General features: G+C 66.4%; 26 protein-coding genes and 1 pseudogene. 8 read left to right on the forward strand and 19 right to left on the reverse strand.

What is annotated here, in order from left to right:
- The first annotated feature begins 63 nt into the window (after nt 1–63).
- Nucleotides 64–1,695 (forward strand): MFS transporter, encoded by a 1,632-nt coding sequence (locus JOF57_RS19410; RefSeq protein WP_209919116.1) that lies wholly within the window; start codon nt 64–66, stop codon nt 1,693–1,695.
- Here JOF57_RS19410 and mftG read toward each other — a convergent pair.
- From mftG to mftA, 7 genes are all read right to left on the reverse strand, one after another.
- Entirely contained in the window at nt 1,625–3,043 is a 1,419-nt protein-coding gene (gene mftG / locus JOF57_RS19415) for a mycofactocin dehydrogenase MftG (protein ID WP_209919118.1), read from the reverse strand. The two genes, JOF57_RS19410 and mftG, sit on opposite strands and share 71 nt — an antisense overlap.
- Before the next feature lie 6 nt (nt 3,044–3,049).
- On the reverse strand, nt 3,050–4,462 hold the full coding sequence (mftF, locus tag JOF57_RS19420; RefSeq protein WP_209919120.1) for a mycofactocin biosynthesis glycosyltransferase MftF: 1,413 nt from the start codon (nt 4,460–4,462) through the stop codon (nt 3,050–3,052).
- Nucleotides 4,459–5,190, reverse strand: coding sequence for a mycofactocin biosynthesis peptidyl-dipeptidase MftE (mftE, locus tag JOF57_RS19425; RefSeq protein ID WP_209919122.1), 732 nt, complete (start codon nt 5,188–5,190; stop codon nt 4,459–4,461). The genes mftF and mftE overlap by 4 nt, the downstream gene beginning before the upstream one ends.
- Before the next feature lie 131 nt (nt 5,191–5,321).
- Nucleotides 5,322–6,515, reverse strand: a complete 1,194-nt coding sequence (gene mftD / locus JOF57_RS19430; protein ID WP_209919124.1) for a pre-mycofactocin synthase MftD — start codon at nt 6,513–6,515, stop codon at nt 5,322–5,324.
- Between the two features lie 4 nt (nt 6,516–6,519).
- Nucleotides 6,520–7,722: a mycofactocin radical SAM maturase gene (mftC, locus tag JOF57_RS19435; RefSeq protein WP_209919126.1), complete on the reverse strand. Its 1,203-nt coding sequence runs from the start codon at nt 7,720–7,722 to the stop codon at nt 6,520–6,522.
- Nucleotides 7,719–8,033, reverse strand: coding sequence for a mycofactocin biosynthesis chaperone MftB (gene mftB / locus JOF57_RS19440; RefSeq protein WP_163664222.1), 315 nt, complete (start codon nt 8,031–8,033; stop codon nt 7,719–7,721). Before mftB ends, mftC begins: the two co-directional genes overlap by 4 nt.
- A gap of 2 nt (nt 8,034–8,035) precedes the next feature.
- A complete protein-coding gene (gene mftA / locus JOF57_RS19445) occupies nt 8,036–8,131 on the reverse strand; it encodes a mycofactocin precursor MftA (protein ID WP_003881928.1) in 96 nt (31 codons plus the stop codon).
- 93 nt (nt 8,132–8,224) lie between these two features.
- On the opposite strand from mftA, the gene mftR reads away from it, so the two are divergent.
- Nucleotides 8,225–8,833, forward strand: a complete 609-nt coding sequence (gene mftR, locus JOF57_RS19450) for a mycofactocin system transcriptional regulator MftR (protein WP_209919128.1) — start codon at nt 8,225–8,227, stop codon at nt 8,831–8,833.
- 14 nt (nt 8,834–8,847) lie between these two features.
- Here the strand turns inward: mftR and JOF57_RS19455 are convergent.
- A pseudogene (locus JOF57_RS19455) lies at nt 8,848–9,573 on the reverse strand (mitomycin antibiotics/polyketide fumonisin biosynthesis protein); the annotation flags it as partial.
- 94 nt (nt 9,574–9,667) lie between these two features.
- Here JOF57_RS19455 and JOF57_RS19460 point away from each other — a divergent pair.
- Both JOF57_RS19460 and JOF57_RS19465 read left to right on the forward strand, forming a co-directional pair.
- A complete protein-coding gene (locus JOF57_RS19460; protein ID WP_209919130.1) occupies nt 9,668–10,183 on the forward strand; it encodes an RNA polymerase sigma factor in 516 nt (171 codons plus the stop codon).
- Nucleotides 10,180–11,460, forward strand: coding sequence for a VOC family protein (locus JOF57_RS19465; protein WP_209919132.1), 1,281 nt, complete (start codon nt 10,180–10,182; stop codon nt 11,458–11,460). Before JOF57_RS19460 ends, JOF57_RS19465 begins: the two co-directional genes overlap by 4 nt.
- 62 nt (nt 11,461–11,522) lie before the next feature.
- Here JOF57_RS19465 and JOF57_RS19470 read toward each other — a convergent pair whose 3' ends face one another.
- Together JOF57_RS19470 and JOF57_RS19475 are read right to left on the reverse strand one after the other, a co-directional pair.
- Nucleotides 11,523–12,710, reverse strand: a complete 1,188-nt coding sequence (locus JOF57_RS19470) for an NAD(P)/FAD-dependent oxidoreductase (protein WP_209919134.1) — start codon at nt 12,708–12,710, stop codon at nt 11,523–11,525.
- 70 nt (nt 12,711–12,780) lie between these two features.
- On the reverse strand, nt 12,781–13,227 hold the full coding sequence (locus JOF57_RS19475; RefSeq protein ID WP_209923507.1) for an Rv2324 family transcriptional regulator: 447 nt from the start codon (nt 13,225–13,227) through the stop codon (nt 12,781–12,783).
- A 134-nt stretch (nt 13,228–13,361) separates the two neighbouring features.
- Between JOF57_RS19475 and ddaH the strand changes: the two genes are divergently transcribed.
- From ddaH to JOF57_RS19495, 4 genes are read left to right on the forward strand one after another with little or no spacing between them, the layout of a single operon-like run.
- Complete coding sequence (gene ddaH, locus JOF57_RS19480; protein ID WP_234938693.1) at nt 13,362–14,207, forward strand: dimethylargininase; 846 nt, start codon at nt 13,362–13,364, stop codon at nt 14,205–14,207.
- Complete coding sequence (gene rocD, locus JOF57_RS19485; protein ID WP_234938183.1) at nt 14,204–15,454, forward strand: ornithine--oxo-acid transaminase; 1,251 nt, start codon at nt 14,204–14,206, stop codon at nt 15,452–15,454. Before ddaH ends, rocD begins: the two co-directional genes overlap by 4 nt.
- A gap of 27 nt (nt 15,455–15,481) precedes the next feature.
- Nucleotides 15,482–16,990 carry an amino acid permease gene (locus tag JOF57_RS19490; RefSeq protein WP_209919139.1) on the forward strand — a complete coding sequence of 503 codons (1,509 nt, stop codon included), beginning with the start codon at nt 15,482–15,484 and terminating at the stop codon, nt 16,988–16,990.
- Nucleotides 16,987–17,868: a universal stress protein gene (locus JOF57_RS19495; RefSeq protein WP_209919141.1), complete on the forward strand. Its 882-nt coding sequence runs from the start codon at nt 16,987–16,989 to the stop codon at nt 17,866–17,868. The genes JOF57_RS19490 and JOF57_RS19495 overlap by 4 nt, the downstream gene beginning before the upstream one ends.
- Nucleotides 17,869–17,881: 13 nt before the next feature.
- Here the strand turns inward: JOF57_RS19495 and JOF57_RS19500 are convergent, their stop codons facing one another.
- The 9 genes from JOF57_RS19500 to JOF57_RS19540 all read right to left on the reverse strand — a co-directional run bounded on the left by JOF57_RS19500 (nt 17,882) and on the right by JOF57_RS19540 (nt 26,504).
- Complete coding sequence (locus JOF57_RS19500) at nt 17,882–18,733, reverse strand: mycofactocin-coupled SDR family oxidoreductase (protein ID WP_209919143.1); 852 nt, start codon at nt 18,731–18,733, stop codon at nt 17,882–17,884.
- An 81-nt stretch (nt 18,734–18,814) separates the two neighbouring features.
- Nucleotides 18,815–19,654: an SHOCT domain-containing protein gene (locus JOF57_RS19505; protein ID WP_209919145.1), complete on the reverse strand. Its 840-nt coding sequence runs from the start codon at nt 19,652–19,654 to the stop codon at nt 18,815–18,817.
- Nucleotides 19,655–19,710: 56 nt separating this feature from the next.
- The gene (locus JOF57_RS19510; RefSeq protein WP_209919146.1) at nt 19,711–20,550 is read right to left on the reverse strand and encodes a cutinase family protein; all 840 of its coding nucleotides are present in this window, start codon (nt 20,548–20,550) and stop codon (nt 19,711–19,713) included.
- A gap of 173 nt (nt 20,551–20,723) precedes the next feature.
- Entirely contained in the window at nt 20,724–21,914 is a 1,191-nt protein-coding gene (tuf, locus tag JOF57_RS19515) for an elongation factor Tu (protein WP_209919148.1), read from the reverse strand.
- 81 nt (nt 21,915–21,995) lie between these two features.
- The gene (gene fusA, locus JOF57_RS19520; RefSeq protein WP_209919150.1) at nt 21,996–24,098 is read right to left on the reverse strand and encodes an elongation factor G; all 2,103 of its coding nucleotides are present in this window, start codon (nt 24,096–24,098) and stop codon (nt 21,996–21,998) included.
- Between the two features lie 86 nt (nt 24,099–24,184).
- Nucleotides 24,185–24,655 (reverse strand): 30S ribosomal protein S7, encoded by a 471-nt coding sequence (gene rpsG / locus JOF57_RS19525; protein WP_155916076.1) that lies wholly within the window; start codon nt 24,653–24,655, stop codon nt 24,185–24,187.
- Complete coding sequence (rpsL, locus tag JOF57_RS19530) at nt 24,655–25,029, reverse strand: 30S ribosomal protein S12 (protein WP_003881867.1); 375 nt, start codon at nt 25,027–25,029, stop codon at nt 24,655–24,657. The genes rpsG and rpsL overlap by 1 nt, the downstream gene beginning before the upstream one ends.
- Nucleotides 25,030–25,299: 270 nt before the next feature.
- Nucleotides 25,300–25,920: a TetR/AcrR family transcriptional regulator gene (locus JOF57_RS19535; RefSeq protein WP_209919152.1), complete on the reverse strand. Its 621-nt coding sequence runs from the start codon at nt 25,918–25,920 to the stop codon at nt 25,300–25,302.
- Nucleotides 25,921–26,000: 80 nt separating this feature from the next.
- Nucleotides 26,001–26,504, reverse strand: coding sequence for a DUF3558 domain-containing protein (locus tag JOF57_RS19540; protein ID WP_209923509.1), 504 nt, complete (start codon nt 26,502–26,504; stop codon nt 26,001–26,003).
- Nucleotides 26,505–26,508 lie beyond the last annotated feature (4 nt).

The following is a 26,508-nucleotide window of genomic DNA, read 5'->3' on the forward strand; positions in this document are numbered from 1 at the left end:
ATACTTACCGTCTCGCTCCGAGACTGCTAGTCTCGAAAGTTCGTCGACCAAGGAGTGCCCAGCATGACCGACACCCTCGTCGAGCCTGGCCAGGATATCGACCCAGGCATGGCCGAGTTGTCGATCCGCCAGCGTTACTGGCTACTCGTCGTCGCGTGCCTCGATGTATCGATCGTCGTCTCATCGATGGTGGCCCTCAACGCCGCGCTGCCCGACATCGCCACCCAGACCTCCGCCACCCAGGCCCAACTCACCTGGGTGATCGACGGGTACACCCTGGCATTGGCATGCCTGCTACTCCCGGCCGGCGCCATCGGAGATCGCTACGGCAGGCGCGGCGCGCTGCTGATCGGGCTCACCGTCTTCACCCTGGCATCGGCGGCACCGCTGATCTGGGACGATCCGGTTCAACTGATCGTGGCACGCGCCATTGCCGGAGCCGGAGCGGCATTCATCATGCCCGCCACCCTGTCGATGCTCACCGCCGCATTCCCGAAATCGGAACGCAACAAGGCAATTGGTATCTGGGCTGCCGTCGTCGGATCGGGTGCCATCGCCGGATTCCTGGTCACCGGCGGGCTCCTTCACTTCTGGCCCTGGCAGTCCATCTTCCTGACATTCACCATCATGGCCGTCGCCATGTTCATCCTCACCTGCACTGTCGCGTCATCGCGGGACCCCGACGCCGCGCCGCTGGACTGGATCGGCGCGATCCTCATCGGAGGTGCGGTGGCCGTGTTCGTCCTCGGCGTGGTGGAGGCACCGGTCCGCGGCTGGACGCACCCGATGGTCTGGGGCTGCATGATCGCCGGGATCGCCCTGGCCGCCCTGTTCACCATCACCCAACTGCGGCACCGTCACCCGCTGCTCGACGTCCGACTGCTCCGCAGGCCCGACTTCGCCACCGGATCGATCGGGGTGACGTTCCTGTTCTTCGCCAATTTCGGATTCTTCTTCGTCAGCATGCAGTTCATCCAGCTGGTGATGGGCTACAGCCCGATCCAGACTGCATTTGCGCTGTGCCCCTTGGCCCTTCCCGTACTCATCCTCGGCGCCACCACCCATCTGTATCTACCCCGGATCGGGTTGCGGATGGCCGTCTTCGGCGGCCTGCTGCTGATAGCGACCGGCCTGATGTGCATGCGCCTGCTCGAACTCGACTCGTCCTACCTGGACTTCACCTGGCCGCTCCTGATCATGAGCACCGGAATCGGATTGTCCACCGCCCCGGCGACATCGGCCATCATGGGCGCGGTTCCCGACGAGAAGCAGGGCGTGGCGTCTGCCGTCAACGACACCGCCCGCGAAATCGGTGCCGCCCTTGGCATCGCGGTATCCGGTTCGATCCTGGCCGCGCAGTACCAGGACCACCTCGCCCCCGCGTTGGACAGCATTCCCGACACTCTGCACGGCCCGGTGACGAACTCGTTGGCCGAGGCACTCACGGTGTCCGAGCACCTGGGTCCACAAGGCGCGGCATTCGCCCGGTTGGCCCAGCAGGCGTTCCTGGAGGCGACCAACTCGGCCCTGTTGGTGATGGCGGCAGTACTGGGAGTGGCCGCGGTCTTCGTCGCCGTGTGGGCGCCCGGCCGTGACGGCCGGCAGATCGCTGTGGTGCGCCGGTTCAGGTCGAGAGAAACTCCGCAGCCCGATGACCGATCATGGCAATGGTCGCGTGGGGGCCGCGGCTGGTGATGGCCGGCATGATCGACCCGTCCACCACCCACAGCCCCTCGACCCCCAGCACCCGGCAAGTCGGATCGAGTACCGCCTCAGGTCCTGTCCCCATCGGAGCAGTGCCGGCCAGATGCTGCGATGTCGACCATGACGCATCACCGACTTCAGCTGTGTGACTGACCAATTCGCGAGCAAGCTCAGTTCCCCGACGCAGCGTCTCGACATCTTCGGCCACCGTGTCGTAGCGGTGCTCGATCACCGGCGCCACCTTCGGGTCGGCCGACGCCAACCGGACCCGGCCCCGCGACTGCGGCCGCATCAGCGCCACCCCGAGGTGCGGAAGTTCGGCAGGGTCATGGCCGTGCCCGTGCACCATGGCCGCGAAGCCGGCGGTGTACGGACGCACCTCGATGCCATCGGCGGTGCTGAGCACGGCCTCCAGCGGCGGCAGGTCGCGGGTCGGCGTCCAGGAAACGGGTAGCACCCATTCCGGATGGTCCACCGTGTTCATACCCACCGGAACCCCGGAGATCACCTCGATGCCGAGCGCCTCCAGCTCGGCCGACGGCCCGATTCCGGACAATAGCAACAGGTATGCCGATCCGATTGCACCGGCACACAGGACAATTCGATCGGCATGCAGAACGGAGCCGTCACCGCACTGAACTCCGACAGCTCGATTCGCGCGGAACAGCACGCGGTCAACCCGGGTGTCGGTCAGCAGCCCCAGATTCGGCCGGCCCAGGGCTGGCTGCAGGTAGGCACCTCCTGGCCCAACCCTGTTGCCGCCGTTGATGTTCAGCGGAACCGCCCCCACCCCCGCAGGCAGCATCGCACCGGTATCCGAGCCGTTCAGGTCGTCGATCCAGCCGAATCCGGCACTCGCCGCTGCATCCACGAATGATGCTGTGCACCCGTCGAATTCACGTACCCGACGGACAGTTATCGGGCCACCGCCCCCGTGCAGGGCGGTGTCGAAATCCAGGTCGGTCTCGATGGCGCGGAAGTGCGGCAGCACGTCCTGCCAACTCCAGCCCGGCACCGCCCAGGTGTCGAAGTCCGTGGGCAACCCCCGGCAGAAGTAACCGCCATTGACCGCCCCGGAGCCACCCACCACCGACCCGCGGATGATCTCGGTGTGCCGGGGCGGGTTGTCGGTCAACACCGACGCATAGTGACGGACCACCGAACTGGCCGCCCCGATCGGCAGCCGCAGGGCATCGGTGATCTGTGCCGCCACCCGCGGGTCACTGGGCGCCGGGCCGGCCTCCACGATCGTCACCCGGCAGCTGGGATCGGCGGAAAGCCGTTCAGCCAGAACTGATCCAGCACTTCCGGCACCGACGATCAGGACGTCGCGCTCCAATTCCGGCTAGCTCCGCAACTGCGGCTTGAGCGCGCCCAGTTGACGCTCCCGCACCACACCGGTCCACAGGCCGACTCCGTAGGCGAGATCATCGAGACGCTTGAGCAGGATGTGAGTCAGCAGGCCGACGGGTTTGGTGTCGTCGTCGGCATTACCGCGCCGGGTAGCCCAGTCGACCACGCCGTCGAGCACCGCGGCCACCAGCACCGCATGCCGGGCCCGCCGGAACATCAGGGCGGCGACCAGGGCGACCGGCCAGTAGTGCCGACAGATCGCCGAACACAGCTGCAGCGCCGCCGACCACAGCCCGCGCGCGGCCACCGCCGCGACCTCGGTGGGTTCGGGATCGACCGTGCTGAGGGACCGTGCGATGCGCCGGCCGGTGAAGATCGCGATCACAAGCGAGCCGAGGTACCCGAAACCCGACCCCATGGCCAGGAGTAGCCACACCATCAACGTCCACCCCGAGATCACCACAGGCGCGGTCTTACCCGGATGCCGAACGCTCAACGGTGCCGCCGACGTGCCGTAGAAAGCCTTGCGGTTGAACCACTCTCGCAGATCTGTCCGATGGTCATGAGCAACCAGAGCTATCGGCTCGTACCGGAGTCGGGCGCCGGTCTCCACCAGTCGCCAACACAGGTCGACATCCTCGCCGGACTGCATTGTCTCGTCGAACCCGCCCACCGCGGCCAGCGCCGAGCGCCGGCAGATGATGGCCGCACTCGGTACATAGGACACCGGACCGTACGGCACCACCGGCGCCTCCCGCAGTCCGAGATCCAACGACGAACGCACCGCCTCGTACCGGGCCACCACATTGTCGGCGGTGTGCAGGCCGACGATGCGGGGCGCCACCAACGCCACGGCCGGATCACAGAAGTGTCCGAGCAACGCCTCCAGCCACCCGCGCCGCGGCACCACGTCGGAGTCGAGGAACCCCACGAAATCGCTCTGCGTCGCCGCCAGACCGGTGTTACGGGCGGCCGCCGGCCCCTTGCTCCGGACGTGCCGGAGCACCTGCACATCGCAGTGCATCCCGGCGAACTCTGATTGCGCCACCGGAACCGCCGAGCCGTCGTCGACCACGATCACCCGCAGACCCCGCAACGCCGCGATCAGCCGGTGCAGACCGGACACGTTGTCGCGCACCGGAATAATGACCGTCACGTCTCGGTGCGACGGCCCGCTGGGCGGACGGGGATGAGCCACCGTGGCGTCGAGCAAAGTGCGGGCCAGCTGCGCGCTCTGCGCGTCGTGCACTTCCAGGCGGCCGCCGCTGAGCATGGTCTGCGCCGTCGGCGCGAGCCGCAGCAACCGGGTCGGCGACCCGCCGAGTAGGGCCGCACCGGCCCCGAGCACCTTGACACGGCGATCCACCTGCACGGCAAAACCGTCGGGCAGCCTCGGTCCGGTCATGTCAGCAATCCGTTCCGGCCCGGCTCCCACCGCCGTATCCGACCGGCAGAGCCGTTGACCATCTCAGCAAAGATACGCTCCCCCTCGGCGGCCGTGGCGGTAGTCGGGTCACCCAGTACGCCGACTTCGCTGACCGCCGCGATCCCGCCACTGCGCATCGCCGGCATGAGCTCGGCCAGTGGGGCGGTGTTTCCCGGAGTCAGATATCCGGCGGCGACGTCGCCGGGCGAAATATGTAGCAATACAGATGTTTCGGTATGCCCCGCGTGTGCATCGGCGCCCGCGGCCGTGCACGGAACCCAACCGGCGTCGCGGCCCTCCTCGCGCAACAGGGACACCGCAGCGACCAGCGCCTCGATATTCCCCCCGTGGCCATTGACGAAGACCAGTCGCGACGCCCAGCTCGATGCAGAACGTCCGTACTCCAGCAGCAACGATCGCAGCGCCGGGGTGCCGATCGACACCGTGCCGGGAAACCCCTCGTGCTCGCCGCTGGCGCCATAGCAGACCGGCGGCGCGACCACCCAGTCACCGTCGACGTGATCGAGCAGGGCGTGCGCAACGGCGGCGGCGATACGTGTGTCGGTATCCAGGGGCAGGTGCGGGCCATGTTGCTCGGTAGAGCCCACGGGGACCATCAACATTGGCGACAGGCTGTGTAGCTGCTTCGACGTTGAGTTCCCGAGCCCGCTGGGAAAAGCCACGTGCCGATGGTAGGCCGAATTCACCTACTGTGCGCCAATTGTTGGTGCACAGGCAGCAATTGATTTGCCATAGCCTTGCCGGCACCGCCCGTAGGCATCACGTACGTCCCTCCCGCCACCCCTGTCACGCTGCACCTTAGGGTGACGGTAAGCCGTCAGGCGCCGGTTCGCGGCACACCGAGCACTCGGGTGAAGCCTTCCGGGACCAGGATGTCGTCGGGTGTCAGGTCGTGGATCGAGGACTTGCCCAACCCGCGCAACGCGGAGTCGATGCCACCGCTGAGGATGTCCAACACATTCTCGACACCCGCCTGGCCGTTGGCGGCGAGGCCCCACAGATAGGCGCGTCCGATCATGACGGCCCGGGCGCCCAGCGCCACGGCCTTGACGACATCGCTGCCCCGGCGGATCCCGCCGTCCAGCAAAACCTCGACCTGATCGCCCACCGCATCGGCGATGGCGGGCAGGCAGCGGATCGACGCCGGGGTGCCGTCTAGGTTGTTGCCGCCGTGGTTGGACACCGTGATCGCCGAAACACCCGCATCCACGGCACGTTTGGCGTCGTCGACACGCACCATGCCCTTGAGCAGGAACGGCGCGTCGCCCCACTGCTCACGCAGCCAGGCGATGTCCTCCCAGGTCGGGGGCGGCGTGCCCATCCACTGCCCGTAGGCCTCGAAGAAGGTCGGCCCGGGCTCGCCGGCCCGGCCCTGGTTCGGCACCCGCAGGTCCGGCGGACGCAGGTGCTTACCGAAGCTCCACAGCCAGCGCGGTTTGGTGAGCACCTCCGGGGACATCTTGATGATCTGCTTGAGATCCATACGCTCCGGGATCTTCGGGCTACCCCAGTCGCGGCCGTGGGAGAAGCTCCAGTCGGTCGTGGCGATGAGCCCGACGGCGCCGGCGTCCTTGGCCCGCTGCACCCGCTCGGCGATCTCGTCGCGGGACCCGAGCCAGTAGATCTGGAAGAAGATCTTGTCGTTGACGGCGGTGACTTCTTCCATCGGCTTGCTGGCGAACGAGGACAGCCCCATGGCGGTGCCCCGTGCCGCCGCCGCCCGGGCCACGGCCACCTCACCGTCGGGGTCGACGGCCTGCACTCCGGTCGGCGAAATGATGACCGGCATCGAAATGTCTTGGCCCATCACGGTTGTCGCCATCTCACGCTTCTCGGTGGCACCCACCACGTGCGGTGCGAAACCGAGCTCGGCGAACGACTCGACATTGTCGGTGACCGTCACGCCCTTTTCGCTGGCGGAGATCAGCGATGAGTAGGCAGACTTGGGGAGCCGCTTCTTCGCCCGTTGCTGGGCGATGGCGACGGTCTCGAACCAGGTATCACGAGCCATGGATTTACACCGGACTTTCGTTACAGATTCGGGCGGGCGGCATGGTCAGCAACTTCAGTGCCACCGGGCCCTGCTTGGTGCCGCGGGAGTGATCCCCGCTGGGCTTGGGTTTGATGCGCTCGGCCGCCAGGGCCGGCTCACCCCAGCCTTCGACACACTCGGGGTCCGGCCCGTCCATCGGCAGACCGGTGAAGAACTTGGCCGCCATGCAGCCGCCGCGGCAGGCGTCGTAGTGCCCGCAGCCACTGCAGGCGCCGGCCGACTGAGGCTCGCGCAGCTCGCGGAACAACGGGGAGTTCTGCCAGACGTTCTGGAATCCGGCGCCAAAGCCGGTGTCTTCCAGGATGTTTCCGGCGAGGAACTTGTCGTGGATGGCGAACGGGCAGGCATAGACGTCGCCCACCGGATCGATCAGGCACACCACTCGGCCGGCACCACACAGGTTCAGCCCGGCCAGCGCGCCGGGCTCGCCCAGGCCCGACAGGTGGAAGAACGAGTCACCGGTCAGCACCCGCTCACCGCGGGCGACCAACCAGTTGTACAGCTGGCGCTGCTGGTCCGGGGTGGGGTGCAGCTCGTCCCAGACGTCGGCGCCCCGGCCCGACGGGCGCAGCCGGGTGATCCGCAGCGTGGCACCGTAGCGGTCGGCCAGCGCCTTGAACTCGTCGAGCTGGTCGACGTTGTGGCGGGTCACCACCACCGAGATCTTGGCATCGGAAAAGCCTGCGGCGGCAAGGTTTTCCAGCGCGCGCACGGCCATGTCGAATGAGCCCTTGCCACGCACCGCGTCGTTGACCTCGGCATTGGCGCCGTCCAGGGAGATCTGCACGTCGACGTAGTCGCTGGCAGCGAGTTTCGCGGCCACCTCGGGCGTGATGCGCACCCCGTTGGTGGAGAACTTGACCCCGACGTGATGCTCGGTCGCGTAGTCGACCAGTTCCCAGAAGTCCGGGCGCACAGTCGGTTCGCCACCACCGATGTTCACATAGAACACCTGCATGCGTTCCAGCTCGTCGATGATGTCCTTGCACTGCTGGGTGGACAGTTCGCGCGGATCGCGCTTACCCGAAGAGGACAGGCAGTGCACGCAAGCCAGGTTGCAGGCGTAGGTGAGCTCCCAGGTCAGGCAGATCGGGGCGTCGAGTCCGTGTTCGAACTGCTCGACGAGCCTTGGAACAGGCGTGCGCGCGGGCGCAACAGAAGTCATTGTGGATTCCCGGGGATGAGCATCTTCGAGGACACCAGCACGCTCAGCGCGTGGAGGTAGGGGCCTTGGTCGGCGTCGGCGATGCCGACCGCGCGACATGCGGACCGGGCGTCGGGGTGATCCGCCAGAGCGTTGACCACCTCGACGACCGTCCGGTTCTTCAGAAACGACAGCTTGCGGGTTCCGAAGTGATACAGCAGGGCGCCGAACGGCTCCGGCCGCACCGCCACCTGGTGGTGTAACCGCCAGCTGGAGTCCGGGTCGAAGACCACGCCGGTTTGCGCAGCCGTATCGGCGACCTGTGTGGACACGGTCAGTAAACCCCGCACATACCGTCGATCGAGACCTCTTCGACGAGCGTCTCGGTGACGAGCTGGGTTTCGGTTTCTGCCTGCGGGTTTTGATCCATGAATCGCACCTTTCCGGTAACTGTGGGTCTCGACAATTGTGACCTGAGTCGCAATAATATGGCATCGAGTGCACAAATGGAAGGGCGGGTTCTATGCAGCAGGCGTCCGGGCCCCGTGTCGGTCGGCGTCCGTCCACCACGCAGGACCACATCACCGACGTCGCACTGGAACTGTTCGCCGCCCACGGCTTCGACGAGGTCAGTGTCGACGACGTGGCCAAAGCCTCCGGCATCGCGCGACGCACGCTGTTCCGCTACTACTCCTCCAAGAACGCCATCCCCTGGGGAGACTTCGACGCGCACCTGCAGCACCTGCGCGACCTACTCGCCGCGCTGAGCACCGAGATCCCGCTGGCCGAAGCACTGCGCGAAGCGCTGCTGTCGTTCAACACCTACGACGCCCAGGAGATGGCCCAACACCGCCGGCGCATGCGCGTCATCCTGGAAACCGCGGGGCTGCAGGCGTATTCGATGACGATGTACGCCGGCTGGCGTGAGGTCATCGCGACCTACGTGGCACAACGCATCGGCGCGACCCCCGGCGACCTGATGCCGCAGACCGTGGGCTGGCTCATGCTGGGCGTCGCGCTGTCGGCCTATGAGCACTGGCTAGCCGATGAGTCGGTCGCACTGGCCGGCGCCATTGCCGAAGCCTTCGAGCTGGCGCGGCCCGGCCTGGAAGCCCTGCCCGCCGACACCTGATCCGGCGGTATCCCGTCCCACACGGAGGCAAGCGCGGCCGGTCCCTGCGGACCGAGCCTCTCGGTGAGCATGATCGGCGTCTGCGACATGAAACGCGGTGTGCTGCCGCGATGCACGTCGGCGGCGTGCGCCGTGAACGGATGCAGCACGTACATATCGCCGGGCCGGCCGGTCGCGTGGGCCACCGGACATGTTCGGCTGGCCTCGTCCACCACGGCACCGGCTTCCAGGAACGCGACGGGATCGGGCCCCAGCACCCGGGCAACCTCACGATGGGAACCCACCCGGATCCGCGTCGGCGCATCGAGAGGTCCCACCTCCGACAGCAGGGTCAACACCAGGACGGTGTGCGGACGTCCGCTGACGGTCCACTCACCGCCCGGCAGCGGGGTGTTGGCGTCGATGTGCCAGCCCCGGTCCTCCGCAGGCGGATCGACCGGAAACCGGACCGGGATGTTGCCCAGGGCGCCAGGCCGCAGCCAACCTCCGTGTCCGCAGATCGCGTCGAGGGCATCGGTGAGCGCGACATTGCCCACCAGTTGCCGAAACGGGCCGGTACCGGTCAGGTCAGCCGCCCACACCGCCGGACTGGTCCACGACGCCGGCGCATCCGGAGACAGCCCGATCTGCGTCCAGAGCAGATCCCGGGCCGCATCGGCGATTTCGGCCGGAGCGGCCTGTTCGACCTTGACGAACCCGTCCCGCTTGAATACCTCGACATCCACCACACCAACCACCATGACGCACCCCGACTGACCGGCGCCACCGAATTTCCCGCGAAAAAACTTCACCCAAGACCGTCGGAGTTCGGTGCCCGGCGGCGACGATAAGGGTGTGAGCGCCGAAACAGACGCTCCGCGGGCGCTGCTGAGGTGCTACGACGAGGCCCTGCCGGCGGTGTACGGCTACTTCGTACGCCGGTGCGGCGACCGCGGAACCGCCGAGGACCTGACGTCGGAGACGTTCCTGGCCGCCATGGACGCGGCCCGCAGACCGTCGCCGCCACCGATCTCGGTGGCCTGGTTGATCGGGGTGGCCAGGCACAAGCTCGCCGACCACTACCGCCGCCGCCACGACCGGTTCACCGTGCCGGTGGCCGAACTACCCGAACCCGTCGACCCGGCCGATGACTGGGATGCCGAGCTGGATCGCATTGTCGCCGAATCGGTTTTGGCTCGGCTACCCGAACAGCACCGCACCGTGCTCGCCCTGCGCTACCTCGACGACCGCTCGGTGCCCGAGTGCGCGGAGTTGATCGGCCGCACAGTGCACGCCACCGAGGCCCTGCTGGTCCGGGCCCGCCGCGCCTTCAGAGCGCAGTACCCGACACCGGAAGGAGGGACGTCGTGATCAACAGCCACGATCCGTTGACCGTGCTGAGCGGCGACGACCACCCGGTATCCCCCGACCCGGCGTTCGCGGCCCGGCTGCGCGCGCGGCTGGAATCGGCCCTCACCCTTCCCGACCACACCGAAGGAGTCGACATGAGTGGAACCGAAACTGCCATCGCCGAACTGAACCAGCCGACCGCTGCGCCGGTGGCCCCACGATCTGCCGTCGTGGCCTACTTGACCGTTCCCGATGCCCGGGCCGCGATCGCCTGGTACATCGATGCGCTCGGTGCAGTTCAGGTCGGTGAGCCGATCGTCATGGACGACGGCCGCATCGGCCATGCCGAGCTCGCACTGGCCGGCGGCGTGTTCTACCTGGCCGACGAGTATCCCGAGATCGGCCTTAAAGGACCCACACCACAGGCGAATTCGGTGAGCTTGATGCTGGAAGTACCCGACACCGACACCGCCCTGGAGCGGGCTCGCATGCTGGGTGCGCAGGTGCAGCGGGAACCGTACGAGAACTACGGCACCCGCAACGCGGCGATCATCGACCCGTCCGGCCACCGCTGGATGCTGTCCGGGCCGGTCACCGGGGCCGGCGTGCCCATCCAGCACGGCGACGTCGGGTACGTCTCGGTCTGGGCCCCCGATGCCGAACGTGCCGCAGCCTTCTACGGCCACGTGCTGGGTTGGACCTACGACGCCGTCACCGGCCAGGTCACCAACACGCGACAGCCCATCGGCATCTTCGGCGTCGCAGGCCCCGGCAACCTGTTCTGCTGCTATGCGGTGACCGATCTGGACGGGGCCCGCCAGGCGATCCTGGCCGGTGGTGGCCAACCCGGCCAGACCCGGGAATTCGACTTCGGCACCGTGCTGGACGCCACCGATCCGGCCGGCACACCGTTCGCGGTGTTCCTGCCCGCTCCGGGCACGCCGCGACCGGACCTGAACGGCGCAGGGCCAGGCGAACTTTCGTACCTCACCTACGAGGCACCTGACGCGGCGGCGTTCAAGGCGTTCTACAGCCGGCTGTTCTTCTGGACCTTCGAACCCGGCCGAGTCGCCGACGGGTGGGGCGTGCAGGGCAGTCAGCCGATGTCGGGGATGGCCGGCGGCGGCGCACGTGCCGTAGCCGTACCGATGTGGACGGTCGCCGATATCGACGCCGCGGTCGCCCGCGTCATTGGGGCCGGCGGCACCGTGCTGCAGCAGCCGTCACGACAGCCCTACGGATTGATGGCCGAGTGCACCGACGACCAGGGTGGCCGGTTCTACCTCGGCCAGTTCTAGAGCGATTTGGGTGCGTTCACCGGCGCTCACCGCCGATGAACGCACCCAAATCGCGGGGAAAGTCAGCCCAGGACGTCGGAGATGGGGGCGCCTGCGGCGATCTTGCCGCGGGCCTTCATCACCTTGCCGGGCATACCGCCGCCGACCACACCGACCACGACACCGTCGCGCTCGTAGAAAGCCAGGAACTTGCGGCCGTCGTCCTCGACGACGTGCACCACATCGTCGGCCTCGGGCTCACCGAGGCACTGGATCTTGACGTCGTACTGATCGCTCCAGAAGTACGGCACCGACACCACGGGCGAGGCCTCCTGGCCCAGGATCGCCGGCACCATGGCCCGCGCCTGATCGGCGACGTTGCTCCAATGCTCGACGCGCGCTTGGTCACCCACGTGATCACGCCACGACGCGACATCGCCGATGGCCCACACACCCGCGGCGCTGGCTCGGCCCACCTCGTCGCACACCACACCGTTGTCGAGCGCGATCCCGCTGCCCTCGAGCCACTCGACCGCCGGCTGCGAACCGATACCGACCACCACCAGATCGGCGTCGAGTACGGTGCCGTCGCCCAGGACGACCTGCTCGACCTTGTCCGCGCCCCGCACCTCGCTCACGCCGATACCGCAGCGCACGTCGACGCCCTCGGCCTGATGCAGGCGGGTCACCAGGGCACCGATCTGCTCACCCAGCACCGAGGCCAGCGGCGTCGGCTGCGGCTCCACGAGCGTCACCTCGACGCCCAGCTTGCGCAGGCTCGCGGCCACCTCGCAGCCGATGAAGCCGGCACCGACCACCACTGCCCGCTGAGCCCGCTCGGCGTGCTCGCGCAGGGCCATGCTCTCGGCGTAGGACCGCAACACGTGGATTCCGGCCAGATCGCCGAAGGACCGGATGCGCCTGGGCACCAGCCCGGTAGCGATGATGAGCTCGTCGTAGGCCACGTCGCTGCCGTCGGCCAGTTTCAGCGTTTTGGCGGCAGTATCGACCGACTGCGCGGCCGAGCCGAGCCGCAGCGTGATGTCATTCTCGGCGTAGAACTCGGCCGGCTTGAGCGTGACGTCGTCAGTCTCGGCGCGCAGCACTTCCTTGGACAGCGGGGGCCGATCGTAGGGCAGATGGTTCTCGTCGCTGACGATCGTGATGGGCCCGGTGTACTCCGATCGACGGAGCTGTTCGGCCGTCCGGGCCGCGGCCAAGCCGCCACCGACGATGACAATGCCCGCAGCTGATCCCGTTGAAGTAGTCACGTGGGGTTTTTACACGATCGCGGTTGAGTGTTGTAGGGCACCCTATGTTTGCGCAGGCCACCGGCTCACCTCAGGACCGGCCCCGTTCGATGACATTCGTGAGCACCACGATGCTTTCGCTGCGCTCGATGCGCGCCGTTGAGCGGATACGTTCCAGGGCCTCCTCAAGGTGGCGCATGTCGCGTGCCAGCACGTGCAGGATGGCGTCGGCGGTACCGGTGACCGTTGCCGCACTGACCACTTCGGGAATATCGATCCAGGCCGCGCGCAGCTGGTCCGGGGCGATGGTGCCCTGGCAGAACACCTGCACGTACGCCTCGGTGCGCCAGCCCAGGACATTGCGGTCGATCACCGTGGTGAAACCCCGGATCACCCCGTCGGCGACCATACGGTCCACCCGGCGCTTGACCGCGGGCGCCGACAGGTTCACCCGCTGGCCGATCTCGGCGAACGTTGCCCTGGCGTGCTCGGTGAGCACGGCCAGGATCTGCTCGTCGGTGTCGTCCAGACGCTCCACATCGACCTCCACGCAACAAACCGCCGCCATCACCGGGCAAATGCAATATATCCCTGCCCAAGACGCAACAGGTAGAGATTGATTGCGCCATCAACCCTTCATATCGTCGAAAGATGACGATTTTCGATGAAGTCATGCCTGACGCTGTGCCCGCATCCGGTACCGCGGTGTCCCCCGCGCGGACCATGACGATCCGCCACTACGCCATGACGGCCCCGGAACACTTCACCGTCGAATACGCCATCAACCCGTGGATGGACACCGCAACCCCCGTGGACACCGCACTCGCGCTGGACCAGTGGGACACGCTGCGCCGGGTGTACGCCGACCTGGGCCACACCGTCGACTCGGTGACACCGCGCAGAGGTCTGCCCGACATGGTCTACGCCGCCAACGGCGGCTTCCTGGTCGGAGACACCGCCGTGGTGGCGCGCTTCGCCTATCCACAACGCGCCGGCGAGGCCGACGCCTACGCCGAGTGGATGACCGCCGCCGGCTACCGGACCGTGTTCACCCACCACGTCAACGAAGGCCAGGGCGACCTGCTGCTCGTCGGGTCAAACCTGCTGGCCGGATACGGTTTTCGCACCGACCGGCGTGCCCACGCCGAGATCGCGGCCGCCACCGGCCTGGACGTGACCGGCCTGGAACTCATCGACCCGCGCTTCTACCACCTCGATACCGCGCTGGCGGTGCTCGACGACTCGACGATCGCCTACTATCCCCCGGCCTTCAGTGACGACGCCCGCCGACGGATTACCGAACTGTTCGGCGACGCCATCGAAGTCGGCTCGGCCGACGCCTACGTGCTGGGCCTCAATGTGGTGTCCGACGGCCGGCACGTCGTGATGCCTTCCGCCGCCACGGGATTCGCCGACCAACTGCGCCGGGCCGGCTTCGAGCCGATCGGCGTCGACCTGTCCGAACTCCTCAAAGGCGGCGGATCCGTCAAATGCTGCACCCTGGAGCGGTATCCATGACCATGGTGGACAGCGTGGACAACCAGACCACCCCGGACCCTGCGATCGCAGCCGCGATCGCGCTCGACCACCGCCATGTCGCCCACAACTACTCACCGCTGCCGGTGGTCGCCGAAAGCGCCGAAGGGGCCTGGATCACCGATGTGACCGGCCGGCGCTACCTCGATTGCCTGGCCGCCTATTCGGCGGTCAACTTCGGCCACCGCAATCCCGAGATCACCGCCGCCGCACACGCCCAGCTGGACCGGCTGACCCTGGTGAGCCGCGCCTTCCACTCCGACCAGCTCGGTCCGTTCGCCGAGGCCCTGGCCGAGTTGTGCGGCAAAGACATGGTGCTGCCGATGAACAGCGGTGCCGAGGCCGTGGAGAGCGGTATCAAGGTGGCCCGCAAGTGGGCCACCGACGTCAAAGGTGTGCCCGCCGGAGAATCCAATATCGTGGTGGCGCATAACAACTTCCACGGTCGCACCACGACCATCATCAGTTTCTCCGACGACGACGCTGCGCGCCGCGGCTTCGGCCCCTACACGCCCGGCTTCCGCTCGGTGCCCTTCGGGGACCATCGGGCGCTGACCGAGGCGATCGATGCGAACACGGCCGCGGTCCTGATCGAGCCCATCCAGGGCGAGGCAGGCATCATCGTTCCGCCCGACGACTACCTGCCGAGGGTCCGCGACATCTGTTCGCGCAACAACGTCCTGATGATCGCCGACGAGATCCAGTCCGGCCTGGCCCGCACCGGCAAGACCTTCGCCTGTGAGCACTGGGCCGTGGTTCCCGACATGTATCTGCTCGGCAAAGCCCTGGGCGGCGGAGTGGTGCCACTGTCCGCGGTGGTGGCCGACCGCGAGATCCTGGGAGTGCTGCACCCCGGTGAGCACGGCTCCACCTTCGGCGGCAACCCGTTGGCCGCGGCCATCGGCACCACCGTGGTGGAGATGCTGCGTCGAGGCGAATTCCAGCTGCGATCAACCCAACTCGGAGAACACCTGCACGCCCGACTGACCGGGTTGATCGGGCGCGGCGTGACTGCCGTGCGCGGCATGGGCCTGTGGGCCGGAGTGGACATCGACCCAGACCTGGGTACCGGTAAGCAGATCGGTCTCGCGCTGGCCGAACGCGGCGTGCTGGTCAAAGACACCCACGGATCGACCCTGCGGTTCGCCCCACCTCTGGTGGTGACGGCCGATGAGCTGGACTGGGCCGTTGACCAATTCGCCGACACCCTGGTGCAGGCGCGCCGATAATCGGTTGAACGGCAGCAAGGAGGCACTATGTCCGCCCCAGCCAACAACCTGACCAGCCAGATGTTGCGGCGCAGGCCGGTCATCGGAGCGCCGGTGGCGCACGGCGCGTCTGATCACCTCAAACGAAGTATCGGCACGTTTCAACTGACCCTGTTCGGTGTCGGCGCCACGGTCGGCACCGGTATCTTCATCGTGCTTCAACAGGCGGTCCCCAAAGCCGGCCCCGCTGTACTGGTGTCGTTCGTGGTGGCCGGCATCGCCGCCGGCCTGTCGGCGATCTGTTATGCCGAAATGGCCTCGGCCGTGCCGGTTTCGGGGTCAACCTACTCCTACGCCTACACCACCATGGGCGAGTTCATCGCGATGGGCGTCGCGGCCTGCCTGTTGCTCGAATACGGCGTCTCCATGTCGGCCACCGCAGTCGGCTGGAGCGGTTATCTCAATCGACTGCTGGACAACCTGTTCGGCTGGCGGTTGCCGCACGCACTGTCCGCGGCCCCGTGGGGCGACAACCCCGGTGTGATCAACCTGCCCGCGACAGTCCTGATCGTCATGTGCGCGCTCCTGTTGATCCGGGGCGCCAGCGAGTCGGCCGCGGTCAACACGGTCATGGTGATCCTCAAGCTGTGTGTGCTCGGCATGTTCGTGGCCATCGCGTTCACCGCCTTCACCACCGATCACTTCGCCGGGTTCTGGGACAAGGGGTTCACCGGAATCACCGCTGCGGCCAGCACCATCTTCTTCACCTTCATCGGTCTGGACGCGGTGTCCACAGCGGGCGACGAGGTGAAGAATCCACAGAAGACCATGCCCCGGGCGATCCTGGTGGCGCTGGTCGTCGTCACCAGCATCTACATCCTGGTCGCCTTCGCAGGCGTGGGCACCCAATCCGCCGACGAGTTCGGTTCCGACGAGCAGTCCGAGGCCGGGTTGTCGGTGATGCTCACCAACATCCTGCACGGTCAGACCTGGGCCAGCACCGTGCTGGCCATGGGCGCCGTCATCTCGATCTTCTCGGTGACCCTGGTGGTGATGTACGGCCAGACCCGCATCCTGTTCGCGATGGGCCGTGACGGCCTGCTGCCGTCGATGTTCGCAAAGGTCAACCCGCGCACCATGACTCCGGTCAACAACACCATCGTCGTCGCCGCGGTCACGGGCACCCTGGCCGGATTGGTGCCCCTGGACTACCTGTGGGATCTGGTATCGATCGGCACGCTGGTGGCGTTCATCGTGGTGTCGACCGGCGTAATCATCCTGCGGGTCCGGGAACCGGACCTGCCGCGGGCCTTCAAGGTTCCCGGTTACCCCGTGACGCCGGTCCTTTCGGTGCTGGCCTGCCTGTTCGTGCTCTACGGCCTGCCGCACATCACCTGGCTGTGGTTCAGCATCTGGGTCGCCCTCGTGCTGACGTTCTACCTCCTGTGGAGCCGGCATCACAGCGCCCTCAACGACGGCGGCGACGGCTACCTCCCCGCAGCGGCTGCCGGTGGGGACGATGTGACGACCGCACCCGGGACCGAGGAGGCCCGATGACCGTCGTCGTCGGGTATCTCGCCGGCAAGGGCGGGGCGTCGGCGCTGCACCTCGGCGTGGGTGCAGCCCGTACCCTGAACACCTCGCTGGCGGTGGCCACCGTCGTCCCGCGCCCATGGCTGAACCCGTCACCGGCCCGCGTCGACGCCGAATATGCCGAGTACGCAGCACAATTGGCGAAATCCTCGGCCGAGCAGGCGCGCGAATACGTGACCGCGCTCGACGATCGCCTTGAGGTCAGCTTCCACAAGTACGCGCACCGTTCGGTATCCGACGGCCTGATGGCAGCCGTCGAGCAGCTCGAGGCCGAACTACTCGTTCTCGGCTCCGCATCGGAGGGCCAGCTGGGCCAGGTGGTGGTGGGCTCCACCGCCGATCGGCTGCTGCACTCCTGCCCGGTTCCACTGGCACTCAGCCCGCGCGGCTACCGACGGCCGAAATCGGCTGCACTGGTGCGTATCACCTGCGCCTACCCCGGAACCCCCGAAGCGGTGGCGGTGGTCCAGCAGGTGGCCGACCTGAGCCGGCGTCTGGGCACCCCGATGCGGTTGGTCACGTTCGCGGTGCGGGGACGCAACATGTACCCGCCGACCGTAGGACTACACGCCGAGGACGCCATCTTGCAGGAGTGGGCGAAACAGGCCCGACGGGCGCTGCTCCGCCTGAGGGATGACAAGGTGATCGGCGACGAGGTGGATCTGCAGGTCGTCACCGGCAACACCTGGAGCGATGCGATCGATGCCATCGACTGGCTCGACGGCGAGATCCTGGCGATCGGGACCTCGCCCGGCGGGGCGGTGGCCCGGGTCTTCCTGGGCTCACACGGGTCAAAGATCCTGCGGCACAGCCCGGTTCCGGTGCTTGTTCTCCCGGGCTGACCGCGAAGGAGCGTCAGTACTTGAGCACACCCCGGTCGACGGCGATCTGGCTGCCCGACAGGGTGGCCGAGTTGTCGCCGGCCAGCCACGCCACCACATCGGCGACCTCGGCCGGCGTCATGAATGCCGACAGGCCCTCGGCGGCCTGACCCACCGGCTGATACGGCATGGGCGCGAAACTGTGCAGATAGCTCGGGTACTTCGAGAACACCTCGGCCATCGCCTGGGGCTCGATCATCGGGGTGTCCACCGAATACGGATGGATCGAGTTGACCCGAATGCCGAACTCCCCCACCTCAAGTGCCAGTGCGTTGGTCAGTGCGACCAGGCCGTGCTTGGACGCCGAGTAGTGGCCGTTGCCCGGCGTGGCCTTGAGCCCGGCCGAGGAGCTGACGACGATGATCGAGCCGCCGTTACCGGCCTCGATCATGGCGGGCACGGCAGCCCGGATGGTCCGCCAGGTGCCGTTGAGATTGACGTCGACGATGGTGTCGAACTGCTCGGGCGAAAGCTCGAACAGCCGGCCCCAGCTGAGCACCCCGGCGTTGGCCACCACGACGTCGAGCCGGCCGAACTGCTCGATGCCGTCAGCCACCACCTGCTGCTGGGCGGCCAGATCGCGAATGTCGACCTCGCGCGCAAGTACCTTGCGGCCCGCAGCCTCCACGGCGGCGACGGTCTCGGCCAGATCCTCCGGCGTCGCGGCCGGGTAGGTGATCGTGTCGTCGACCGGGCGGCACACATCGATGGCGATGATGTCGGCGCCTTCGTTGGCCAACCGCACCGCGTGCGCGCGCCCTTGGCCGCGTGCGGCGCCGGTGACGAATGCCACGCGGCCTTCCAGTGTTGCGTTACCTGCCGCCATGCCAGGGCCCCTTCCGTGAGTCTGGCCACAGGCTAACAGCAGAAGTAGAACGTGTTCCTGGTCTGGTACCGGTCAATGGGATCAGAGCTCGGCAATGATCTGCTGCCGTTTCGCGGTGTACTCGTCGTCACTGATGGCACCGGTGGCACGCAGGGTCTCCAGTTCCTGAAGGCGTTGCGCGGTAGAGGGCGCCGGTGGCGCAAGGAACGGTGCCGACGACGGAGCCGGAGCGGCTGCCTGCGGGGCCGACGCCGTCTGCTGCGTGACCGCGCGCCGCACCACGGCCTGGACCTGCTCACGCACCGCCGGATTGGCCCGCAGGTCGACCATGTTGTCGATGCCGATGCCGTTTGCCTTGAGGATCTGCAGGATCTCCATCAGCGGGCCGGACTGACCGGTCAGGTCATAGGTCCGGTTGTCCGCGGCGAGCGTGAACGTCGCCGGCATCAGCCCGCTGACCAGACTGCTTCTCTCCCAATCGATCCGGTACTCGTTGGTGGCGGGGTCGACCAGTACGGCCAGTTTCCGGTTGGTGATCATCGGAAGCCTCGACACTGAGGCGAGCACCCGGTCCTGACTGGCGAACGGTGCGATGCCGGGTCCGGAGATCTGCAGATCCAACTTCACCAACGGCTGCTCGTTGATGCGGGTGCCGGTCTCGTGGATACCGGTGACCTGGGCCAGGGCCAGCACACCCACCTGTTCGAGTTTCTCGTTCTGCGCCGCCGACTTCGACCCGGCGGCCGTAATCCCGAGCGCGATCAACACGTCGATGGCGGTGATCAACAGGCCCGCCCAGAACATCCACTTCATCATCGGATCGGCTCCGGAGACGAAGTAGATGACCAGGAAGATCGGGCCGACGATGCCGCACATCAACACGAAAGACTGAATGCGCACGTACCGCCAAAATGTGGACATCACAGGCTCCTGCCGTCGGTTGGGCGCCCTCAGATTAGCGCCCACGGCCACCCTGATCAGGAGTGAACGACGCCGCCCGTCGCGCCGTCCACCGGCACGGTCTGCTGCTGCATCGGCGACGGGCCCAGCATCCGGTACAAGGGCCAGGTCCACCGATAGCCACCGCTGCTCGAGCGCGCGTAGCTGGTGTGCACCGCCACCGCGGTGGCCGTCACCTCGTCGGCGTCCTCGTCGTAGTCACAGACCGCATCGCCGCGATCACACACGCTGATCGTGCGACTGCCGACCGACGGCAACAGCGGTGCCGGGGCGTGGGCCAGGAGCGGCCAATCCTGCGCGACACCCTTGCCGGTGCCGCTCACCATCGTGGCCGTACCCAGGTTGACGGTGGGATCGGCCGGCAAGCGGTCACCGTCGGCGACCAACAGAGCCGCGGTCAGATTCGGGCTCTCCGCCAATGTGGCCAGATTGCGGTGGACCACCATCGCGCCCTGCGAATAGCCGGCCAGTACAACCTCGCTGGACGGGCACCGCTGGGTGAATCCGGCATATTGATTCGCCAACGCCGCCACCCCGGCATCGACACTGCTCATGAAACCGCCCCAGCCCAGCAGATCGCCGTCCGCGGGCACCGGCGCAGCCGGGTAGGCCACCGCCTCGGCCGTCATCGACCGACCGTCCTGCTGCACCCATACGGACAGATCACGCAGAGAGTTGTAGACCACCCGGCCCATGCCGGCATCAACCGTCGGATTGTCGCGCTCACCCGAACCGGCGACACCGATCCAGTGCACGTCGGGGCACCCGGGGCTCGCTGCCGCCGGTCCCGTGAAACCGATCAGTGCCGCAGCGGCGACCACACCGGCGCCTACCAGCGCAGCTATCGTTCGAAACATCACCCGACCCCCATACCCGTTGTCTCTGTGGGGTCCATCGCCTCACGCACCACGTGCGTTACACCCGTCGCCCCAGCGCCGGTAACAGGCCACACATGCCACACATGCCACACGCAAGCAAAAACCCCCGAGATCCGGAGATCTCGGGGGTTTTGCAGTGCTAGGTCAGATCATCACTTGATGATCTTGGTCACGCGACCCGCGCCGACGGTACGACCGCCCTCACGGATGGCGAAACGCAGGCCCTCGTCCATGGCGACCGGCTGGATCAGCACGACGGAGATGTCGGTGTTGTCACCGGGCATCACCATCTCGGTGCCCTCGGGCAGGGTCACAACACCGGTCACGTCCGTGGTACGGAAGTAGAACTGCGGCCGGTAGTTGTTGAAGAACGGCGTGTGGCGACCGCCCTCGTCCTTGGACAGGATGTAGACGCTGCCCTCGAACTCGGTGTGCGGGGTGGTGGTGCCGGGCTTGACCACAACCTGGCCACGCTCGACGTCCTCGCGCTTGATGCCACGAACCAGCAGACCGACGTTGTCGCCCGCCTGGCCCTGGTCGAGCAGCTTGCGGAACATCTCCACACCGGTGACGGTGGTCTTGGTGACGGTCGGCTTGATGCCGACGATCTCGACCTCTTCGTTGACGTTGATCACGCCACGCTCGACGCGACCGGTCACCACGGTGCCACGGCCGGTGATGGTGAAGACGTCCTCGACGGGCATCAGGAACGGCTTGTCGGTCTCACGAACCGGGTCCGGGATCGACTCGTCGACGGCCTCCATGAGGTCCTCGACGGACTTGACCCACGTCGGGTCACCCTCCAGCGCCTTGAGTGCGGACACCTTGACGACCGGGGCATCCTCGTCGAAGTCCTGAGCGGCCAGCAGTTCGCGGACCTCCAGCTCGACGAGCTCGATGAGCTCCTCGTCCTCGACCATGTCGGCCTTGTTCAGCGCCACCAGGATGTAGGGCACGCCCACCTGGCGGGCCAGCAGCACGTGCTCGCGGGTCTGCGGCATCGGACCGTCGGTCGCGGCAACCACCAGGATCGCGCCGTCCATCTGGGCGGCACCGGTGATCATGTTCTTGATGTAGTCCGCGTGACCGGGGGCGTCCACGTGGGCGTAGTGCCGCTTCTCGGTCTGGTACTCCACATGGGAGATGTTGATCGTGATGCCGCGCTGACGCTCTTCAGGTGCATTGTCGATCTGGTCGAATGCGCGCGACTCGTTCAACTCGGGGTACTTGTCGTGCAGAACCTTGGTGATTGCTGCAGTAAGCGTCGTCTTGCCGTGGTCAACGTGACCGATGGTCCCGATGTTGACGTGCGGCTTCGTCCGCTCGAACTTCGCCTTCGCCACTGTGGTGTCCTCCTGGACTTATTGGTGCTTTTAAAAGCAGAGTGTTGATGTTGTTCAGTTGTGCTTGCTCGACAGCCGAGGTTACTGCCCGGTCGCCTTCGCGATGATTTCCTTCGACACGTTCGCCGGAACTTCGGCGTACGAGTCGAACACCATGGAGTAGTTTGCCCGGCCCTGGGTCTTCGACCGAAGGTCGCCCACGTAACCGAACATCTCCGACAGCGGCACCTGCGCCTTGACGACACGCGCACCGCTGCGCTCCTCCATGGCCTGGATCTGACCACGGCGGGAGTTCAAGTCGCCGATCACTTCACCCATGTAGTCCTCGGGTGTGATGACCTCGACAGCCATGATGGGCTCCAGGATGACCGGCTGGGCCGCCTGGGCGGCCTTCTTCAGCACCTGCGAACCCGCCACCTTGAACGCCATTTCCGAGGAGTCGACCTCGTGGTAGGCGCCATCGAGCAACGTCACCTTCAGGTTTACCAGCGGGTAGCCGGCGAGCACGCCGTACTGCATGGCATCCTGCGCACCGGCATCCACCGACGGGATGTACTCGCGCGGGACGCGGCCACCGGTGACCTTGTTCTCGAACTCGTAGGTGGCACCGTCCTCGCCGCTGAACGGCTCGATGGAGATGAGCACCTTCGCGAACTGGCCGGATCCACCCGTCTGCTTCTTGTGGGTGAACTCGACCTTCTCGACCTTCTTGCGAATGGTCTCCTTGTAAGCCACCTGGGGCTTACCGACGTTGGCCTCGACCTTGAACTCGCGACGCATGCGGTCCACCAGGATGTCCAGGTGCAGCTCGCCCATACCGCCGATGACGGTCTGGCCGGTCTCCTGGTCCAGGTGCACCTTGAAGGTCGGGTCCTCTTCCGCGAGCTTCTGGATCGCGGTGCCCAGCTTCTCCTGGTCACTCTTGGTCTTGGGCTCGATGGCCACCTGGATCACCGGATCCGGGAAGGTCATCGACTCCAGCACGATCTGCTGACTCGGGTCGCACAGGGTGTCGCCGGTGGTGGTGTCCTTCAAGCCGATCACCGCGTAGATGTGACCTGCAGACGCCGACTCGACCGGGTTCTCCTTGTTGGCGTGCATCTGGAACAGCTTGCCCAGCCGCTCCTTCTTGCCCTTGGTCGCGTTCACAACCTGCGCACCGGACTCGACCTTGCCCGAGTACACCCGGACGTAGGTGAGCTTGCCGAAGAACGGGTGTACGGCGATCTTGAACGCCAGCGCGGCGAACGGCTCGTCGGTCGAAGGCTTGCGAACAACCTCTTCGTCCTCCTTGCCGGGGACATGGCCGACGACGGACTCGACGTCCAGCGGCGACGGGAGGTAATCGATCACGGCGTCCAGCATGGGCTGCACGCCCTTGTTCTTGAACGCGCTACCGCACAGCACCGGGTACAACTCGCTGTTCACGGTCAGCTTGCGGATACCACCCTTGATCTCATCAATGGTGAGTTCCTCGCCGCCGAGGTACTTCTCCAGAAGTGCCTCGTCGGTCTCGGCGACGGTATCCAGCAGTTCGCTGCGGTACTCGGCGGCCTTGTCGGCCAGGTCGGCGGGAATCTCGACAACCTCGTAGCTCTCGCCGAGCTTGGTCTCGCCGCGCCACACCTTGGCGTTCATCTCGACCAGGTCGATGATGCCTTCGAAGTCGTTCTCGGCACCGATCGGCAGCTGGATCACCAGCGGCTTGGCACCGAGGCGGTCCTTGATGGTCTGCACGGTGAAGTAGAAGTCCGCACCGAGCTTGTCCATCTTGTTGACGAAACAGATCCGGGGCACGTCGTACTTGTCGGCCTGACGCCACACCTGCTCCGACTGCGGCTCGACACCTTCTTTGCCGTCGAACACAGCAACGGCGCCATCAAGGACTCGCAGGCTGCGCTCCACCTCAACGGTGAAGTCGACGTGCCCGGGGGTGTCGATGATGTTGATCTGGTTGTCGTTCCAGAAACAGGTGACAGCTGCGGAGGTAATGGTGATACCCCGCTCCTGCTCCTGCTCCATCCAGTCGGTCGTCGAGGCGCCGTCGTGCGTCTCGCCGATCTTGTAATTGACGCCGGTGTAATAAAGGATGCGCTCGGTCGTCGTCGTCTTGCCGGCGTCGATGTGCGCCATGATGCCGATGTTGCGGACCTTGTTCAGGTCAGTCAGCACGTCCTGTGCCACGGAAGTCTTCCCAACTTTTCGCTTGCTTGATTAGGTGTTCGATTGCGCGCCCACTGGCACCCGACGCTGGATGCCGGGCGCGGGTATCACCAGCGGTAGTGCGCGAAAGCCCGGTTCGCTTCGGCCATCTTGTGAGTGTCCTCACGACGCTTCACCGCGGCGCCGAGGCCGTTGCTCGCGTCCATGATCTCGTTGGCGAGCCGCTCGACCATGGTCTTCTCGCGGCGGGCCTTGGAGAAGCTGACCAGCCAGCGCAGGGCCAGCGTGGTGGAGCGCTCGGGGCGCACCTCGACCGGCACCTGGTAGGTGGCGCCACCGACGCGGCGGCTGCGCACCTCGAGGGCGGGCTTGACGTTGTCGAGCGCACGCTTGAGGGTGACGACCGGATCGGTACCGGTCTTGTCACGAGCCTGCTCGAGCGCGCCGTAGACGATGCGCTCGGCCAATGACTTCTTGCCGTCCAGCAGAACCTTGTTGACCAACTGGGTGACCAGCTGCGACCCGTAGACCGGATCGTTGACCAACGGACGCTTCGGCGCGGGACCCTTGCGCGGCATCAGCTCTTCTCCTTCTTGGCGCCGTAGCGGCTACGGGCCTGCTTGCGGTTCTTGACGCCCTGGGTGTCCAGCGATCCGCGGATGATCTTGTAACGGACACCCGGAAGGTCCTTCACACGACCGCCACGCACCAGCACCATCGAGTGCTCCTGCAGGTTGTGACCCTCACCGGGGATGTAGGCGGTGACCTCAACCCCACTGGTCAGCTTGACGCGCGCGACCTTGCGAAGCGCCGAGTTCGGCTTCTTCGGGGTGGTGGTGTACACGCGGGTGCACACACCACGACGCTGCGGGCTGCCCTTGAGCGCCGCGGTCTTGACCTTCGCGACCTTGTCGCGGCGACCCTTGCGGACCAGCTGGTTGATGGTTGGCATGTACCGGCTTTCTCTGTGTTGCTCTTTGCTGTTTTAAGTCTCTGTACTGCAGTTATCCCCCGGTCGCGTACCCCGCGTCCGGGCGTGTCGCACGTTCTTACACCGACGAAGTGCCGATGCGTGCTAGACATGCAAATTGGCCCGGCGTGCGGGCACGCTAGCGAAACACACAGCCGCATGCGCCTTCCGGCCAGGCACGATCTACCACAATACCAGGGCTGGCCGCGCCGGACCAAACCCGCTCACGACGACCTATTACCAGGTCAGACGCTACGACCCGAGTTGCCCCATACCAGAGGCCAACCGCCGCAGCATATCGGTGAACACCGCATCGGTGTCGATATCGTCCATCACGCCGGTCATTTCCAGCAGGACAAAGCCGTGCAGGGCGGCCCAGAACTGCAGGGCGGCATAGAAGGCGTTCTCACCCTCCAGCCCGTAAGAGGTCAGCACGTCGATGACCGGCCCCGCCGCAGCCCTGGTCGCCGTCGAATACTCGGGATCGCCGCCGAACGGCATCCGGGTGAACGCCGAGTAGCGACCGGGATGGTGGTGGGCGTAGCTGCGGTAGGCGCTGGCCATCAATGCCACCGCGTCGTCGCGCGTGCGGCCGGAACCAACGGTGTTGAGCATCTCGATGATGTCGTCGATCACGCGCATCCGGACCGTACGACGCAGGTCGTCAAGGCTGTCCACATGGTTGTAGAGGGACGGGCCCTTGGTGCCGAGCTGGTTGGCCAGCGCATTGATGGTCAACGCGTCCCAACCCTCACGGTCCAGGAACGTCAACGCCGCGTTGACAATGGCATCACGGCTGAGCTTGGTGGTCCGTGCCGGCCGGGACTGGGAACGTCGCGTGCCAGCCGCCTGTGGCTCCGGCCGAGCTGACATGTAGGTACTGCCTTCGAGTCGATGTGATTGACGCCGCCGTTGGGGGCGCGGTGAAACTGTAGCCCCTCAGACAGCGCAGATCAGTTGACCCGGCCCTGACTCAGCCGGGCGAGTTTCTCGACGACCTGACACAGATCCGGCAGCATGGCCGGATTCATGGTCTGGATCGACCAGGTGATGACGTCCTCACCCTTGGCCACATAGATGCTGCACACATTCGCGTCGGCCGCCCGAAAGCCTTTGTTCCCGTCGATCGACAGTTCGGTGAGGGTGCGCCCGGCCCGGGCCTCCAGCGTCCGTTCGGTGTCCATATCACTGCCCCGGTACCACCACGTGGAGATGCCCATGCCGGCACCGAAGGTGCCCAGTACCGAGTTTTCCTGCCAGAAGCACCCGCTGTCGCTGACCACGGCCTTGGCGAACATCGACGAGCCGACGGCATCGACGATGTCGGCATCGGTGATGCCGCTGCAGTCCGCGCTTTGAAAACCGCCGCCGGGGACCGCAGGTTCGGGGGCCGACGACGTATCCGTCGGCCCGCACGCGGTCACCAGCGCCGCGAGGACCGCACTGGCCAGGCACATGACA

Origin of the sequence: Mycolicibacterium lutetiense, from assembly GCF_017876775.1 — a bacterium.
GTDB classification, from domain to species: Bacteria; Actinomycetota; Actinomycetes; order Mycobacteriales; family Mycobacteriaceae; genus Mycobacterium; species Mycobacterium lutetiense.